The sequence below is a fragment of the Leptospira neocaledonica genome, assembly GCF_002812205.1.
GTDB classification, from domain to species: Bacteria; Spirochaetota; Leptospiria; order Leptospirales; family Leptospiraceae; genus Leptospira_B; species Leptospira_B neocaledonica.
On record NZ_NPEA01000007.1, the window covers coordinates 198785 to 215457 of the forward strand.

Below are 16673 nucleotides of genomic sequence, written 5' to 3' on the forward strand. Positions count from 1 at the left end.
CCGGTACCAATAAAGATATCGGTACGATCTCCGATTTCCCCCCTTTTTTTTCGGAATTAATCCGAGGAAAGATCTTCCAGCAAATCCCTTTGGCGGCGAATCAGATCGCTCAATTCTTCCTCTCCAATCAGCTTTGCGCCTAACAAAGCAAGATCGTACACAGAACGGGCTAATTTTTCCGCCTTCTCCGGATGAATACCTTTGGAAAGACCGAGGATGTTTTTGACCAGCTTAGATTTACGATTCAGAAGAAGAGTATGATTCTTCAGAAAATCACCTGGTTTTTGCCCATACATCTGGCCCATTTCCGCCAAACGTCTCAGATGTTCAGGCAGCAAGATCACAGAAGGAATATCCTCGGACTTCAATGCCTCCGTTTTGATCTCCACACCTTCTCTTGCAATTGCCTTAGTAAAAATTTCCTTAAGCCTGTCTTCCGTTGTTTTGTTGTCTTGGTCTGCGAGATCAGGGCTTGCATCCTTATCCAATACTTGATCCGCGAGTTCCGAATCTACTCTTTGGAATTTCCAATCGGGATTTTTGCCTTCTAAAAACTGAAGGAAATGATTATCTATTCTGGAATCTACAAGCAAGGCTTCCAATCCTTGGGACTTGAGAAGGTCCATATACACGGAAGAAAGTTCTGCTTCTCCCGCATAATATACTTTGCCTGAATTTTTTTCCTTATTTCTTTCTACATATTCTTCTAGTTTCGTCAAATCACCGTTAGATGAACGGAAGAAGATAAGATCTTTTGCAGATTCGTAAAATTTCTCATCGGTCATCATTCCGTACTTAACGAATAAGGAAATTTCATCCCAGTTCTTACGGAATTCTTCCGGGTTTTTAGTCCATTCTTCCTGAAGTTTATCTGAAACCTTTTTGACTATATGAGAAGAGATCTTTTTTACCAATGGATCGTTTTGCAAATACGATCTAGAAACATTCAGAGGAAGATCCGGAATATCCAATGTCCCTTGTAAAACGGTCAAAAATTGAGGAACCAATTCTTTTGCTTCGTCGGAAACAAACACATGATTACAATAAAGTTTGATCCCCATCCGGTTGGCATCTAACTCATGTTTGAGTCTCGGGAAATATAAGATCCCTTGCAATCTAAAAGGATAATCCACATTCAAGTGAACATGGAATAGAGGCTCTCCCGCAAAAGGAAACAGATACTGATAAAATTCATCATACTGTTCTTTTTTAACGGAAGAAGGTTGTTCGCTCCATAATGGGGTCTGTTTATTCGCCTTCTCCCCTTTTACGTAAATCGAAACGGGAAGAAAATCGCAATATTTACGGACTAATTCTTTCAGTTTCCATTGGTCCAAATATTCTCCGGAATCACCGTCCAGATACAAACTGATCTTTGTTCCTCTTTCCGATCTATCGCCAGATTTTAGAGAAAACTCTGTGCCCGACTCACTTTCCCAAACAACAGGTGTGCTTCCTTTTTTATACGATTTGGTCTCTATTTTTACCTTAGAAGAAACCATAAAGCTGGAATAAAATCCTAAACCGAAATGGCCGATGATCTCCGGCTTGTCTCCTTCGGATTGGTACTTTTTTACGAATTCTTCTGCGCCTGAAAATGCGATCTGGTTGATATAACGGTTCACTTCTTCGTCGGTCATCCCGATCCCGTTATCCTGGACTGTTAAAATCCTAGTTTCTTGGTCGAAGTCTAGATCGATCCGATAATCCGTCCCGCCTTCAAATTCTTCATTCAAGGAGATTTTTTTCAGTTTAGCGATTGCATCGCAGGAGTTAGAGACCAGCTCTCTCAAAAATATATCTTTTTCAGAATATAACCATTTCTTAATGATAGGAAAAATATTCTCCGTTTCTACGGAAATCCTACCTTTTACTTCTTCGCTCATTCGGATTCCTCCTCTTTTAATTTATCAGACAACCAATATGAAATTCTAATAAGAGTTTCTCTAGAAGAAGGTCCTAAACTTTTATAAGTTTCGATCAATGGCACCGTATCGGATTTCCAACCTGCAAGAAGAGTTGCTTCTTCCTCCGGCAACCCTTTGGTCATCACGGAATGTTTCAAAACAAAACCTCTTTTGGAACCTATCCAGAGGTCAAGTCGTTTCAATACTACGTTTTTTTGATGCCTTTTGCGCATTGCTAAAACCACAAATGTACTAGCCCCTATAAATGCGAAAGAAAGAAGAATGGAAACTAATAGAAAAGATCCGCTCTTTCCACCCGAGTCCTCCGTAGTAATTTCCTGCTTTGGTTTAAGAGGCCCGATCTCCAAACCTGGAAAACGAAGAGAAACGGATTCATATCTTCCGGAACTAGGATTGAAAAAAGTGAATTTCAGATCGTCCGGTTTCCAAACACCTTCTTTTTTAGGAAGTACTGAATAATGATAAGAATGATTTAGATAGAATCCGAACTCTCCCGGACCAAGCTCTCGAAAATCTCTTTGTTGTCTAGTCTGTAAAAAAGTAATCTCAGGATGACAAGGAAGATCGCACACACTCAATAAAGGATCCTTAATGGAAGAAAGGTTCCCATTCCCGGAAATAGTAAGCTTAAACTGAAAAGGTTCTCCTAAAAAACCCGCCTTAGGATATTCTTCTAATCCAATCTTAAAATTACCAACCGCTCCTTTAAACTCAAGTGGAGAAGGAGAAGGTAGATCCTTTACGAAAATTTTACTCGGTATCGTTTTAATACTTCTCATATGAAAGAAAGACTGTTGCCTTCCTTCTAAATGAAATATCGTGGAGCCTAATGAATATTCCCCCTTTTTCAAGGGTGTCAGAATAAAAGTTTCCTTATTATAAACTGCTGTTTCAAATTCTAATCCTTCGTAAATAACCTGTTCAGGGATCAAAAGATTGATTCCTGAAAGTGCCTCACTTCTAAAATAAGGAAACTCGATGGAGCTGGAAAAATCCCGGTCAATATAAGGACGTATTGCATTTCTATAATATAATGTGAAAAATCCTAAAACAGGCTCCCCTACCCAGACTTGATCTTTATTCGTTCTGAATAATACTTTCAAGTCCCCATCTTCGGGCCCGTCTGTTTCCTCGCTGAAGAAGTAACGATTAGAAAAAAATCCGGAGGATTTATTGGTAGAGGAACTTCTGGGAGAAATTTCCAGAACCATCATTCCTGATTCCACTTTTTGTCCGTCCACTTCCACTTCTATTTCCGGAACGGAAAAACGCCCAGGCGCGGAGACGGTAAGCCTGTACTTAATTAGTTTTTTGCGATATACTTTAAAGTTGACTATAGTTGTATTCTCCTCAGTACCCCAATAAACCGCCTTGATCCCTTGTCCGGTCCATTCCTTTTCTATTAAGCGAACCTGAGCACCGCCCTCCGTTTCTAAAATGAGAAATACCGCATCTCCCAAATCCGCTCTGGTTTGGCTGAGATAAAATTTGGACCCTTGTGCAAATAATGGCAAAGCTCCCAATAATAAAAGAAGAAGGAAACGTTTCACCAGAACACCTCTTTGTTCCTAGAACCTGGGCTCCTTCTTTTCACAGAATCCAGATCCATAGACTCCATGATCCGATCTAATTCATCTTCCATCTTAGATTTGTTTTTATCTTTTTGGTCTTTTCCGGCCCCGGATTTGGATTGTTTTTCTGCCTTCTCTTTTCCTTTGGAACCTTGTTTAAATGCGGAAGACTTTTCCTCTTTTTCCTCGGAGGCGCTTTTTTTATTTTCCGAACCTGCCTTACCTTCCGGAGGAGGAAGTTTACGTAACCATTCCAAGTTCTTTTTAGCGGATTCTAAATTAGGATCTTCTTTTAAAGAACGAAGATAATGTTCCGCAGCTTTTTTGCGATCTCCCAACTTTAAATAAGAATTTCCTAAATTAAAATGGGATTGTGCTCGCAAGGCCGAATCCTTTGAGTCCGCAGACTTTTCGAAGTGACGAATTGCCTTATCTAAGTTTCCGGACTTGTATTCACTGTCTCCTCGATTGAATTCTAATCTAGGGTCTTCTGGAAAATAAGGATCCGCTTCTTTATACCTTTCTAAAGAACTTTTATAATCTCCTTGTTCATAAGAGTTCTTACCTTCTTTGATCCTATTTCCACCTGGATCCAACTCGAAAGAATAGACATCACTCCCCCAGAGAGAGAAAAAAAACAAAAGAACTGGAACGACTTTTTTAGAAAGTCCTAGCAGGTATTTTCCCCAGAACTCCAACATAAAAAAATCAAACAGTAAAAGTAGAAGTGCAGGTATTAGAAATTTTTTGGCACCTTCTGCCCTTCTTAAATTACGAATTCTTTGTCCTGTATTTTTTTCCATGGAGTCAATCCAGGATTTTATATCGCCAATCTCAGGACTTTCGGAATCCAAGGATAAAAATCTACCTTCGTTTGCATAAGCCAGATCTTTCAAAAATCCAGGATTAGATTTTGAGATGATAACTCCTGGAGAATTTTCATAAGGAGCCAAAGATCCGTCTTTAGTCAAAAATCCGTAAACTCTGGTGCCATCTTCGGAGTATCCGATAGGCCCTCCTGTTGGAGTTCCTACAGACCAGACCCAAACTTCTGCCGGAAATTTTACGATACCTGGGGAATCCAAGTCTTCTCCGTCCGAGATTAAAACCAAAATACGATTTCGTAAAACCTGATTGGAGTTCAAAACTTCTTCCGCTTTTTTAAATGCGGATTTTAAATCCGTTCCTCTATCCCCAACAATATCCACATCCAAACCTCTTACATACTCTGAAAATGCGCGAGCATCCGAAGTCATTGGACAATACACGAACGGAGAAGCGGCAAAAACGATCATACCAAACCTGTTCCCATTTAACTGAGGAAGAAGTCTCAAAATTGTTTCTTTTGCTCTAGTGATTCGAGAAGGACGAGTATCTACAGATTGCATAGAAAGACTTACATCCACTAAGAATAAAAAGTCCACACCTCTCGAGACTTCCTCTTCCTTAGACTTGATCGATTCCGTTCTTTGGTATGCGAAATAAGAAAGACAGAATACAGAAGCAAGCAGCAAGATCCTTACTAACACTATATAAAAAGGTGGGACCTTGGACTCTCTAGGTAAACCAGGATAGGACTTTCTCCAGCGACTCCAATAAAAATAGAATACCAGTTTAAACAAAGAATAAGCGAAGAAGATTAGTCCGAGAGAAATCCAAAAAGATTCTAAAAAAGTTTCGCTCATACGTAATACCGAAACACCCAAGATCTCAAAAGCAGATCCAAACCTAATAGCGCCAAAGCATAGGTAAGAAAAATTAAGGATTCTGATTCTCTTACTTCTTCCGGAGGAAGGATCAGAAGATCTTTTTCTAAGGAGTCAATGGAGGCCAAAACCTCTCTTAACTCACTAACATCCTCTGCCCTATAAAATACTCCTCCCGTTCTTTTGGAAAGTATATCTAAAATTTCAAAATTCACCTCATAAGACTGATCTTCTTTTCCGATGCCTATGGAATAAATTTTTACTCCTACACCTTTTGCAATCTCGGTCGCTGTCACCGGATCTATACGGCCGGTATTAGAAGCTCCATCTGTTATGAGTACGATTACTTTGGATTTTGCGGGAGACCTGCGCAATCTATAACAAGAAAGAATAAGTGCATCTCCAATAGCCGTTCCTTGTTCCGGGACAGTTTCTTCTTCTGCTTGGCTTAATATTTCTTCCAATACTTCTCTATCGCTTGTTAGAGGCGACTGCAGATAAGCACCTCCCGCAAATACTACCAAGCCTAAACGATCATTTTCTCTTTTTCTAATAAATTCTTTGAGTAATTTTTTAGAAACTCCCAGTCTAGTCTCAGGCAAGAAGTCCCTACTTTTGGACATGGAACCGGACACATCCAATGCAAGAATGATATCCACTCCCTTTGTCTCATCCGGCAGGAATCTATATCGTTTCCCGGGACCTGCCACGGCGATTACGAATAATGTTAGAGTTACAGGGCGAATTAAAGGAGTCACCGATGATAAAAAACGTTTTAAATGAAATGTTCCTGATTGGACCCGTCCGGGGATTCTAAGTTCTATTCCCAAGGCCGGTTCATTTTTCCAGTAAGAATAAAATGTCCAGATCCAGATCGGAAGAATTAGAAAAAGATAATATGGAGATTCCCATTCCGTCATTTGGAAAGTGCCTCCTTCCAATAATCCCAAGCCTTTAATGCTTCGGAAGAAGAGATCTCCACTTCTTCTCCTGAGTATTGCGCCCTACGGAAAGTATTCTCCCAATTTTTGACTTCCTCTTCCTCCAATCCGAACGAATCATAGATTCGTTGGAATAATTCGGCCTCCGTTAAATGTGCAAATGGAGCATTCATCTTTTGAGACATACTCTCCCGGATATATCCTGAGAGAACTCTATAAAAGATCCTAGCAAACACCGGAGGAGCATTAATGATCTCATCCAATTTGCTTTCGTATATTAGAATTTTTTGAACCCAAGGATCTGCTTGTACAAGCGCGTCCATAGTTCTTTTGGATAGAGTCTGGTTTAGATACCAAGCATAAAAGATCCCTAAACCTAATGCTGCAAGTCCCGCAAGGATCGCTGCTAATTTCCAGCCGTACTTTCCAGAAAATTCCAAAGGAGGCAGGATTTCCTCTGGGGATTTATCCTTCTCTCCTAAGGAAGAACGGACTATCAATACGGCTTCCGAATGGAATTCTTTCCCGTCCTTGTCTTTCCAACTGATAGGAAGAGAAAATTTTCCGGAAGTATAATAGGCAACGCTTAGTTTGATCTTTGAGTCCGAAACTTCGGAAGAAATCACTTCGAATAGTGGAAGATCGGGAGAATCCGGATCCGGAAACATTCCTTTCGATGGAATCTCAGGATTTTGTATTTCTCCCTGTTGGAATTCCAACAAGTATTCCGCCTGATCTCCTATTCCTACTTCCTTAGGCTCCCAATCTTCTTTCCATGCAAATATAGGAACCGCAAACAAAAGAAGGGACAAATAAAAAGTATAATATAAAAATCGAATACGATCCGAGGATCCAGAACGAAAGATCCCCAGCTTCATGATACACTTCTCCAATACTCCAAAAGTTTATTCGGGTCCGTATCCTTTCCTTCCAATTCCAAACATCTGGACTTAAACAAAAATTCCAGATTTTTACGGATACTTCCGCCGGCGGGAGAAGGAATAGAGCCAGTTTCAGGATCTTTTAATAAGAAAAATTGGAAAAATCCTCTGGGAGCACTCTCTTCCAAACGATCCTTAAATCTGATCGCATGTAGAGTATGAAATCTCCTGAGTCCTGTAAGCTTTTTTAAAGAAGGAAGTCCATGAAAATCGGAAAGTATATAAGAATCAGTATACCTTCTGATCCTATTTTTCAAAAGTACGAAAGGAAGTTTAGGATCCGTTTTCAATTTTCGATGCGGGAAAGAACGGACCTTCTCCAATACGGAAAGAGCTTCTTCCGTGTTACGAATATAACCCGTCTCCCATTCCAATCGATCCGAATACAATAAGATCTTAGCGAGATTTCCTTTCCGTACATAAAGTAAAACTAATAGAGCCAAAACCTGAAAGGCATTTTCCGCTTTAGTCCATTCGGAACTGCTCCAATCCATGGACTCGGAAACATCCAGGAAAAAAACTCCTAATCTCTCTTTCTCTTCGTAGAATTCCCTTACATGCAATTCTCCGAATCTAGAAGTGACATTCCAATCAATGAGCCTTGTATCATCTCCAACGGCATACGGACGAACATCTTTGAAATCCACTCCTCTGCCCTTTCGTGTACTTGTAGCCGTGCCTTGTCTACTCCGAAGAGAAAATCCTCTCTCCTTAAAATCCAAAAGTTGGATCAGGCTTTGGTATTCTTTACGGAACATTTTTGTAGACTAGATTATAGCACCTGAGTCGCGTCTGAAACGATCCTAACTACGGACTCTATCCCCACGTCCTCGGAGATCGCTTCGAATGTAAGTAAAATTCTATGACGAAGGATTTCAGGAAGAACGGCCTTCACGTCCTCCGGAGCAACATAGTCTCTTCCTTCCCATAAAGCCTTTGCCTTGGATGCTTTCAGTAGGCTTAAACTTGCTCTAGGAGAAGCTCCGTGTTTTACATAGGGAAGAAGATCCGGAACTGTCTTTTCCTCCGGACGAGTATTTCTTACCAAACGAACTATATAACTTTTTAATTTTGGCTCTACATGGACCCTGTCTACTAAGGAAGAGATCTTTAGGACGTCTTTTGCAGTTGCAGTTTTCTTAATACGTTTTGGACCGGTCGCGAGCTTGCCATGTTGCTCGAGGATAGCAAGTTCTTCGTCCATATCAGGATAATCTACGAGAACCTTCATAAAAAAACGATCCATCTGCGCTTCCGGTAATGGATAGGTTCCGTCTTGGTCTATCGGATTTTCGGTAGCCAATACCAAAAAAGGTCTCTCCAAAGGAAAAGTATTTTCCCCTATGGTGACTGTTCTTTCTTCCATACATTCCAAAAGAGCAGATTGTACTTTTGCAGGGGCCCTGTTGATCTCGTCTGCAAGTAAGACTCCTGTAAAGATTGGTCCTTTGCGCGTAGTGAATTCTCCATTTTTCGGATTGAACACTACAGTTCCTATCAAGTCTGCAGGAAGAAGATCAGGTGTAAACTGCACCCTTTTAAAATCTAAATCCAATGCAGAAGACAAAGATTTTGCTAGAAGTGTTTTTGCAAGTCCGGGCATTCCTTCCAAAAGAACATGGCCTTGGCAAGCCAGAGAAATAAGTAGATTTTTAACTACTGCTTCTTGGCCTGTTATTTCTCCGGTCAGTTCCTGGCGAATTCGATCTAATGTATCCTTTGCAAAATGTATATCCTGCTCGGACAAAGGAATATTTTCACGATCTTTAGCAATGGATTCCATAATATTTCCTATTAACGTTCCGCAAGCCAACGGCCGGAACTATTCGTGCCTTGGTAAGCGCCTTGGATTTTTTTACCGTCCAGATCTCCGGTATAAGTTTGAGTAAAAGGAACATTGCTGCCTATCTCAGAACATCTTACTCCTGCACAAGATCTTACAAAACGAATGGACTTACCTGTCACTCTGATCCCTGTTAGGATCTCGTTCGATCCTTTGCCCCAGTTCGTAAAACGTAAAGTGGCTCCAATCCCCCCAGTTTTGCGAGGAAAGATGCTCAATACTCCTTTGTGAGTCCCAATCTGCAATTTATAAGTTCCCACGAACGATTTCTCCGCGTCACTCAAAGGAATTTGGTTCGGGTTTAAACTTTGAGCATCCTCTAAAAATTCTATCTTCTCCACTGTTTCTAGGGGAATAGAGAAATCAGGGTCTTGCAATATTACGTTTTTAGAATTTAGGGAAACCAGCGTCCCTTCCGTAAAAGAACCGCTATAAGTTACCTTTGCTTGCCGATTTACGGAACTACATCCTCGGACAAAATATCCAAGCAAGAAAAATAAAGGAGCAGCTACCAGTATCCCTAGGCTGATTTTTTTGAGATCGTTATTGGTGATAATTTTTTCCAAGGCAAGGATTCCCTTTTTCCATTCTGTATCCATGTTGGAATTCCAACACCAATCAGAGAAGGATTTTATGGACTGAGAAAAGCCTTTCTAAAAGTCGCAAGCTCGGAGACAACTCCGAGCTTTTTACATTCAAGATTGAGTGACAGAAAGCTGAAGATCACTTACAGCCTTGTAACTCTCCCATTTTAGGATTCTCTCTACCGTTCACGTAATATTTTTTACCCTGAGGCGTGGTCCAACAATCGTTTTTTTGGTTGGTCCCAGGCATAATTGGCCCCTGTCCCACCTTAGCTCCGGACTCGTCATACTCGACCGCAGTACCGTTTGCAGCTATTTCGAAGGACTTCTTGCCGTTTTTATAATATGCGAATGGGAAATCAGGCTTGTACTTGGCCTTTAGCTCGTCCGTTTTTTCATCCATGAGAAGAAGGTCAAAAAGAAGTTTTCCTTTTCCGACAATGGTCCCGTCCTTATCGTATACTTCTGCGGAACTCATCATCATCTCATTCATCATCGTTCCTTTATATGCCGGATTCCCGGTACTCCAATAGAAGGTCCAATCTCCCTTACGAGTATGATCCCTCTGGCCTTCCGCGAATAGCTTACCGTTTTTGTAATATTCTTTCCAGGCGCCTATTCTGAGAGATTTTTTATCCGCACCTGCACCTTTCGGAGCATAGTTACCTTCGGATTGAGGGGACCCGTTTTCGTAATAGTTTTTCCAATAACCCGTTTTTAGATCATCCGAATTGTTTCCTTCGGAGGAAACAGTGTTCCCGTCTTTATGATAATTCGTTTCTTTACCGCTTTTTTTACCGTCTTTGAACTCGATTACGGATTTTTTAGCTCCGTCTTCGTTATAAAAATCTTTCCAGGTCCCTACTTTTTTGTCGTCCGCGTAAGTACCTTCATCGCTCAAGATTCCTTTGTCTGTTTTAGACCAGTATGGACCATTCTTTTTGTCAGCTTTATAGATTGTGCTTTCAAGTTGAGTCCCGTCTTTCGCGAGTTTTTTCTCTTCACCTTCTTTTACTCCAGCAACATAAGGAGTTTCTCTTAAAGTTTCTCCCGTTTCGTATAATGTTTTCCAAATACCTTCTCTTTTATCGTCTTTGTAATCTCCTACACGGACCAGAACGGAGAATTTATTTTTTTGAAGATCTTCCTTCTCCACATATTCTTTCCAAGAGCCGTTACGTTTCAGTTTTTTGATCTGGTCAGGAGTTAATGCGCTGGCTTGGTCTGGAGTACATGGTTTACCGGAACAGTCTAAGTTAACCGGACCTTCTGCCTTTAAATTGAATGTTTCTTTGAATTTTTCTACTCTGATATTCGGCTCTAAAATTTGGAACTCTGCAGCCTTGCCCTTGTTCTCAACGACACTCGCCGAAGAACATCCGATCAAAAGAGAAATTGAAACCGCTGTGGATATAATTTTTTTCATGGGTTCGCCTTTTGGGGAAAATCTAACGAAGCAAAACTAAGGCAGACAATTCTTCTCGTCAACCTCCTTTCCCCGGCGAAATATATAGAAAGGAAAGCCGAATTACTCTCCGGGATATCTCATCCTCAAAAAGCGTAAGAATGGACGGTAACAGTCTACAGCCATATGACCGCTGTCCGCAAATGTATTACACTCGTAGTCGGAAGCTTCCGCCATATCTATGATCGGGATCCCAAACTTTTGGTTGATTGGGCGAATTCTTTCCCACCAAGGAGCTGGGATATTCATTTCTTTTAGAAGATTTTCCAAAGGAAGAGAAACTTCAGGACGGACCACCAGGGTAGGAACTCCCTCTTCCTTCACTTTATCTAAGATCTTTTCGTAAAAGGAAAATTGCATTTCGGAGGGAGAATATTTAGGATAAATCCAGCCAATCGTACGGACAGAACTTGCTTCTAATCTTCCGTAGTCCTTCTCCATAAAACCGCCCGCAGGAGAAAGAGCATTCCCTTTGTCTTTATGTAGAGAATCTATAGTCAGTTTTTTGATCAGATCCGCTTGCTCGAATTTTTTATTGGTAAGATGAGAATACACATTTGCCAAATAAGGTTTATTCTTACTCACTCCGAAGAAATAATTCCCCAGATAATAATTCACATTCTCCTTACCTAGATCCCAGGCATTGGAAAGAACAAATCTAAGATCGAAACTATTCGCTAAATTCGATTTTTTGAATGTAGTACTATTTGCATTAAATTGAAAAGGATCCGCTTCTAAAACTAGAAAGTCCGGTTTTACACCCGCTTCGAACAATCTCTCTAAAAAGTAGAGATAATACGCAGGAGTAGTTACGGCAGAAGAAAGATTATACACTTCCCAGTCAGGATAGAAGTCCAGGATCTCTTCGTTCTTGAAGTATAACATCCTAGAAGAACCCATAAGAAGTACCAATTTTTTGTCGGACTTCTTTTCTGCGTTCTTGCCGAACTTAGAGATCATCTCCTTTAAGAGATCTTGCTTAACGTCGTAATAAATATAGGTCAATTCGACTTTTACATAGTCTCTGACCTTATCCAAAAAGAAAATTTTATCTAGAGTGAATATGAATATAAAAAGAAGTACAGGATAGAATAGAAAAGGATGAGTGAAAAAATTAATTTTTTCGTTCTGTGGACGTTCGTTTTCGGACACGAACTCAAGACTCCCCGGCTGACCGGGGATGTCAATAGATTATATCAAGCAGTTGCGAGAGTTTCGGTAGCTCTACGGCGTTTTTGAAGATCTGCCAACCATTCTTCGGTTGTTTTGCAGTATCCTACCAAACGTTTTACATGCATACGTCGTTCAGGATGTAGGATCTCCCTCGCTTCGCGGACGATCTCTTCTACTATTTTGATATGAAAGGAAAAGTGGCTGGTGAATAAGTTAAAGTATTCTTTATCTGTATTGAGCCAATCTTTGGATTGGATATCATTTAAGAAGTTTTCCATCTTAGTGATATCTGAGTCGAATTCGGAATCGTACGGAGAGTTTAAAATCGAAATCGTATCTGTGATATCCGTAAGACTTTGAAAATAAGAGTCTAGTTCTGGAAAGTTCACTGTATACCGCCTTGAAAAGCAGCTCGCGAGCCTTGGTCCTCTGGATGGAGAAAAGACCGCGAACACCCTATAATCGGGGCTCTAATGTCATCTTTTTTTAGGGACCCGAGAGTTCAAGCGGAAAATAAAAACATAATCCGACACTAAAGAGATATCTTAATTTTTCCTAAGGTATTGGAGCAAATGCATACTTTCTTCGTCCCAGCCTTCGGAAGCAGCCTCGACCCAATGGTCGAACTTATCTCCAGTCGGATATCCTGAGTTGGTGAGTTTAAGAAGAGTGGCATCATCTCCGTCTTTTTCAAACTCGAGTTTGAGTTCTATATCACCAGCAGGATGGTCTTGCCATTGCAGTATCAGCTCTTGGAAAGGAACGATCTTTTTATAAATACCTGTAGACGTAAGTTCTCCTTCAGGGCCCAAATTCCAAGTCCAGGAAAAAGTGCCACCTAACTTAGGGCGTCCTGTAACCTTATCCGCTAACCAATGGATCAATTCCTCGTTTACAGTGACAGCACTCCAAACTTTTTCCAAAGGAAAATCATATTTGAATTCTTTAATAATGCTTCTAGTTTCCATATAGATTTAAGTCCTTTAATGAAAGTCCTTATAAAGTTTTTTATATAATACTTTTTCCAAAAACGAAGGAGAAATATTTCTCATCCATTTGACAAACCATCCGCTTTTATCCATTACTACAAGTCTTGAATTTGGATCTTCGATAGATCGGATCATTTTCTCTGCAACTTCTTGTGGAGTTTTACTTTTACCGGAGTAATGGGATTCTCCCAATTTCTGACCGTCCCCGTCTATTCCGTTAGATCTTAAATTCGTTTTGGTATAAGGAGGACAGAATATAACAAAACGAAGACCTTCTTCTGAAAGTTCTATACGAGCGGACTCCATAACGGCGTGTAACGCAGATTTCGAAGAAGAATAAGCACTTCTCGCAGGGATCCCATAGAGTCCACTGACGGTCGAGGTAACCATGACTGCCCCCTTATTCTTTTTCAAAAAAGGAAGAAGTCTCATCGTAAGAAAAACAGGACCGAAAAAATTCACATCGAATGCCTTTCGAAAGGCATCTATTTGTGTTTGGTCGAATCTAGAATGAGCGGTTATACCTGCGTTATTAAAAAGTACATCGATACCGTCAGTCAGTTTTGCCAACTTAGATACCGCTTTGTTGATCTCTCTTTCGGAAGAAAGGTCCGCTTGGATATGAAAAATTTCCGCAAGCCGCTTTTCCTTCTTTTTAGAAATTTTACGAACTAACTCCGGCTCGGATCTGGAAAGATTGATAAGCTTGCAAGGAATCTGGGACAAACTTTCTAATAAAGCCTCCCCTATCCCGGAAGAGCCCCCGGTAATTACGATTGTTTTGCCTTTCCAAAGATCAGTCCGCATCGAGCTTATTCTTTTATTATGTACGACCTATTCAAGGATTATTTTCGGCTTTAATTTGGTCGAGAAGATCCGACGGAATTGGATTCAACCTCATCCTGGATCAATCTTGCCTCTGCACGAAATGTAATATAAGACCAAACCCAAGTAATGAAGATGGAGATCTTATTTTTAAATCCTACTTGATAGAAAATATGGATGAATAACCAAACAAACCATCCGAAAAATCCTCGCAGTCTGAAATTCCCGACCTGTGCAACTGCATCTTGTCTTCCGATAGTCGCCATACTTCCCTTGTCCAAATAATGGAAAGGTTTTCTTTTTTTAGATCTTAGATCCCCTCGGATCAGAGAAGCAACATATCTTCCCTGTTGCATTGCGACTGGAGAAACACCCGGTAAAGGTTTTTCTAAACCTTTGGAATAATTTGCGATATCACCTATCACAAAAACTTCAGGATGACCTTCCACATTACAGAACTCATCCACCATTACTCTCCCCATTCTGTCTGTAGGAGCCCCTAAAGAAGCACCGATAGAATTTGCTTGTACTCCTGCAGCCCAGATCACTGTAGAAGAAGCAATCGTCTTACCTTCTATCTTGACCCCGTTCTCGTCTATCTCCAGGACTTTGGTGCCGGTTAAAACTTCGACTCCTCTTTTTTCCAAACGGACTTTTGCGAATTCGCTTAACTTAGGTGCGAATGCGGCCAGAAGTCTGGGAGAAGCCTCGATCAAAGTGATCTTTGCTAAAGCAGGATCAATTGTATGGAATTCGTTTCGAACGATCTCATGAGAAAGTTCGGCGATGGAACCTGCGAGCTCCACACCTGTAGGACCTCCACCAATAATTACATAATTCAAATGTTTTTTGGCTACTTCAGGATCTCCCGCAAGCTCTGCCTGTTCGAAAGAAGTTAAAATTTTAGTGCGGATAGAAAGTGCATCCTTCAGGGACTTTAATCCTATCGTATATTTTTTCCAATGATCATTCCCAAAATAGCCCGATTTAGCACCGGCAGCCAATATTAGAAAATCATAATCTTCTGAATGCCCTTGGAAGGTGACCTTTTTAGCCTGGATGTCTACCTTCTCCACTTCTCCCAAATACACTGTTACGTTTTTTTTATCCCCGATAAGAGATCTGGTAGGAATAGCGATATCTGCGGGGCTTAGTACTGCTGTAGCTACTTGGTACAATAAAGGTTGAAACAAATGGTGATTTTTTTTATCGATGGCGACAATTTCCAAATCTTCTTCTTTGGATAATTTTTTGATCGCTTGCAATCCGCCGAAACCTACTCCGATTACTACTACTTTCTTTTTTTCACCCTTAGGCATTCTTTACTCCATTTTTGCTCAATACGTAGTCCAGAAATCCTTCCGAAGCCTCGGAAACTATCTGGTGAACTTCCTCGAAGTCCTTTAAAGTTCCATAATATGGATCCGGAACCTCGGAATCTTTTCCCTGGCCCTTCTGGAACTTTCTAAATAAATGAATTTTTTTTCTTTCTTCTTCATTCGAAGCGAGCGCCCCCAGATCCTTATGGTTGGATCTATCCATCGCCAGAATAAAATCATAATATTCAAAATCGGATCTTTTAAATTGTCTCGCTTTATGAGTGAGCTCTATTCCCTTCTTACGGGCTGTTTGTCTGGTCCTAGGGTCGGCCAATTCTCCAATATGGTAGCGAGAAGTTCCGCAAGAATCCACTTCAAAGAGAGAAGAAAATCCCCTCTTCTCCAATAGATCCACGAATGCGCCTTCTGCTGCAGGAGATCTGCAAATATTCCCCAAACATACGAAGAGAACCTTGCAGATATTCGAAGAGGTTGGAGTTCCTACCATATGCAAAAACCTTTATCTAGGTCCGATCTTCTCCCATAAAAACTCAGGGACCGATTTCATCAGAACTCCGACCAATGCCCAAGGAAACCAAGGTACAGTAGCGGACCGAACTCCTGATTCTATCCTATCGTAAATTTTTTTAGCACCCTTTTCTGCGGAAACAAGAAAAGGACGAGACTTCAGCTTTTGATTGATCGGAGTATCTATAAAGCCTGGATGAATCACTGTGACCTTCACTCCGAACGGTCGGACTTCTCCTCTAAGTGCTTCCAAATAAGTAGAAACCGCTGCCTTAGAAGTAGAATAACTTGCCGAACCGGGAAGGCCTCTAAAGGAAGCTACTGAAGAAATTCCTACTATCTGCCCACCTTTCTGGTCTCGAAAGATCGGTTGTAAAGCGGAGATACCGGCCATAAGCCCAATCAAATTTGTATCGATTACTGCCTTATCCGCTTCGAAACTTTTTTTACCAAAAGAAGAGTTAGTAGAAATCCCGGCATTCGCTATGAACAGATCTACTCCACCTAGATCCTTGGCAAGTTTCGGAAGAACTTTAAAATTGTCTTCGGATTCAGAAACATCTAAGGAAGCCAAAATCACCTTACCACCTTTTTTAAAGGAACGGATCTCTTTTGCAATATCCTCTAAAACTTTCTTACGTCTGGAAGTGATTGCCAGATCGTGCCCCTCTTTTCCGTATAAAAGAGCAAGCTCTCTGCCGATACCGGAGCTAGCTCCTGTGATAATAATTTTTTTCTTGTTAGGACCTTTGGACATAGATGAAACCGCCAAGTAATTCATTAAATTGGTTTACCCATAGGGTGGAAAAGAATTATTTTACCAGTATTCCATAACAAACCGGAAAGTTAGGAGTTCCTAC

At 40.8% G+C, this 16673-nt stretch carries 16 protein-coding genes; all 16 read right to left on the reverse strand.

The features are described 5' to 3' along the window. Positions 1-56: 56 nt before the first annotated feature. Complete coding sequence (gene htpG, locus CH365_RS13905) at positions 57-1886, reverse strand: molecular chaperone HtpG (RefSeq protein ID WP_100769174.1); 1830 nt, start codon at positions 1884-1886, stop codon at positions 57-59. After that, on the reverse strand, positions 1883-3478 hold the full coding sequence (locus CH365_RS13910; protein ID WP_100769175.1) for a BatD family protein: 1596 nt from the start codon (positions 3476-3478) through the stop codon (positions 1883-1885). Before CH365_RS13910 ends, htpG begins: the two co-directional genes overlap by 4 nt. Beyond that, positions 3475-5184 (reverse strand): VWA domain-containing protein BatB, encoded by a 1710-nt coding sequence (batB, locus tag CH365_RS20165; RefSeq protein ID WP_100769176.1) that lies wholly within the window; start codon positions 5182-5184, stop codon positions 3475-3477. Before batB ends, CH365_RS13910 begins: the two co-directional genes overlap by 4 nt. Then, complete coding sequence (gene batA / locus CH365_RS13920; RefSeq protein ID WP_100769294.1) at positions 5181-6125, reverse strand: VWA domain-containing protein BatA; 945 nt, start codon at positions 6123-6125, stop codon at positions 5181-5183. The genes batB and batA overlap by 4 nt, the downstream gene beginning before the upstream one ends. Further along, the gene (locus CH365_RS13925) at positions 6122-7024 is read right to left on the reverse strand and encodes an LB_053 family protein (protein ID WP_100769177.1); all 903 of its coding nucleotides are present in this window, start codon (positions 7022-7024) and stop codon (positions 6122-6124) included. Before CH365_RS13925 ends, batA begins: the two co-directional genes overlap by 4 nt. Then, on the reverse strand, positions 7021-7845 hold the full coding sequence (locus CH365_RS13930) for a DUF58 domain-containing protein (protein WP_100769178.1): 825 nt from the start codon (positions 7843-7845) through the stop codon (positions 7021-7023). Before CH365_RS13930 ends, CH365_RS13925 begins: the two co-directional genes overlap by 4 nt. A gap of 14 nt (positions 7846-7859) precedes the next feature. Then, positions 7860-8870, reverse strand: a complete 1011-nt coding sequence (locus tag CH365_RS13935; RefSeq protein ID WP_100769179.1) for an AAA family ATPase — start codon at positions 8868-8870, stop codon at positions 7860-7862. Positions 8871-8881: 11 nt separating this feature from the next. Next, positions 8882-9529 carry an LIC20036 family protein gene (locus CH365_RS13940; protein ID WP_100769180.1) on the reverse strand — a complete coding sequence of 216 codons (648 nt, stop codon included), beginning with the start codon at positions 9527-9529 and terminating at the stop codon, positions 8882-8884. Between the two features lie 124 nt (positions 9530-9653). Then, positions 9654-10940: an LIC20035 family adhesin gene (locus CH365_RS13945; RefSeq protein WP_100769181.1), complete on the reverse strand. Its 1287-nt coding sequence runs from the start codon at positions 10938-10940 to the stop codon at positions 9654-9656. Between the two features lie 102 nt (positions 10941-11042). Next, the gene (locus CH365_RS13950) at positions 11043-12131 is read right to left on the reverse strand and encodes a DUF1574 domain-containing protein (RefSeq protein ID WP_100769182.1); all 1089 of its coding nucleotides are present in this window, start codon (positions 12129-12131) and stop codon (positions 11043-11045) included. A 44-nt stretch (positions 12132-12175) separates the two neighbouring features. Continuing rightward, positions 12176-12541 (reverse strand): PLU-1-like domain protein, encoded by a 366-nt coding sequence (locus CH365_RS13955; RefSeq protein ID WP_100769183.1) that lies wholly within the window; start codon positions 12539-12541, stop codon positions 12176-12178. Between the two features lie 156 nt (positions 12542-12697). Then, positions 12698-13120: an SRPBCC family protein gene (locus tag CH365_RS13960; RefSeq protein ID WP_100769184.1), complete on the reverse strand. Its 423-nt coding sequence runs from the start codon at positions 13118-13120 to the stop codon at positions 12698-12700. Between the two features lie 15 nt (positions 13121-13135). Further along, positions 13136-13948: an SDR family oxidoreductase gene (locus tag CH365_RS13965; RefSeq protein ID WP_100769185.1), complete on the reverse strand. Its 813-nt coding sequence runs from the start codon at positions 13946-13948 to the stop codon at positions 13136-13138. 50 nt (positions 13949-13998) lie between these two features. Next, a complete protein-coding gene (locus CH365_RS13970; protein WP_100769186.1) occupies positions 13999-15285 on the reverse strand; it encodes an NAD(P)/FAD-dependent oxidoreductase in 1287 nt (428 codons plus the stop codon). After that, positions 15278-15793, reverse strand: a complete 516-nt coding sequence (locus CH365_RS13975) for a low molecular weight protein-tyrosine-phosphatase (RefSeq protein WP_100769187.1) — start codon at positions 15791-15793, stop codon at positions 15278-15280. Before CH365_RS13975 ends, CH365_RS13970 begins: the two co-directional genes overlap by 8 nt. Before the next feature lie 12 nt (positions 15794-15805). Further along, complete coding sequence (locus CH365_RS13980; protein ID WP_165782612.1) at positions 15806-16570, reverse strand: SDR family NAD(P)-dependent oxidoreductase; 765 nt, start codon at positions 16568-16570, stop codon at positions 15806-15808. Between the last annotated feature and the right edge of the window lie 103 nt (positions 16571-16673).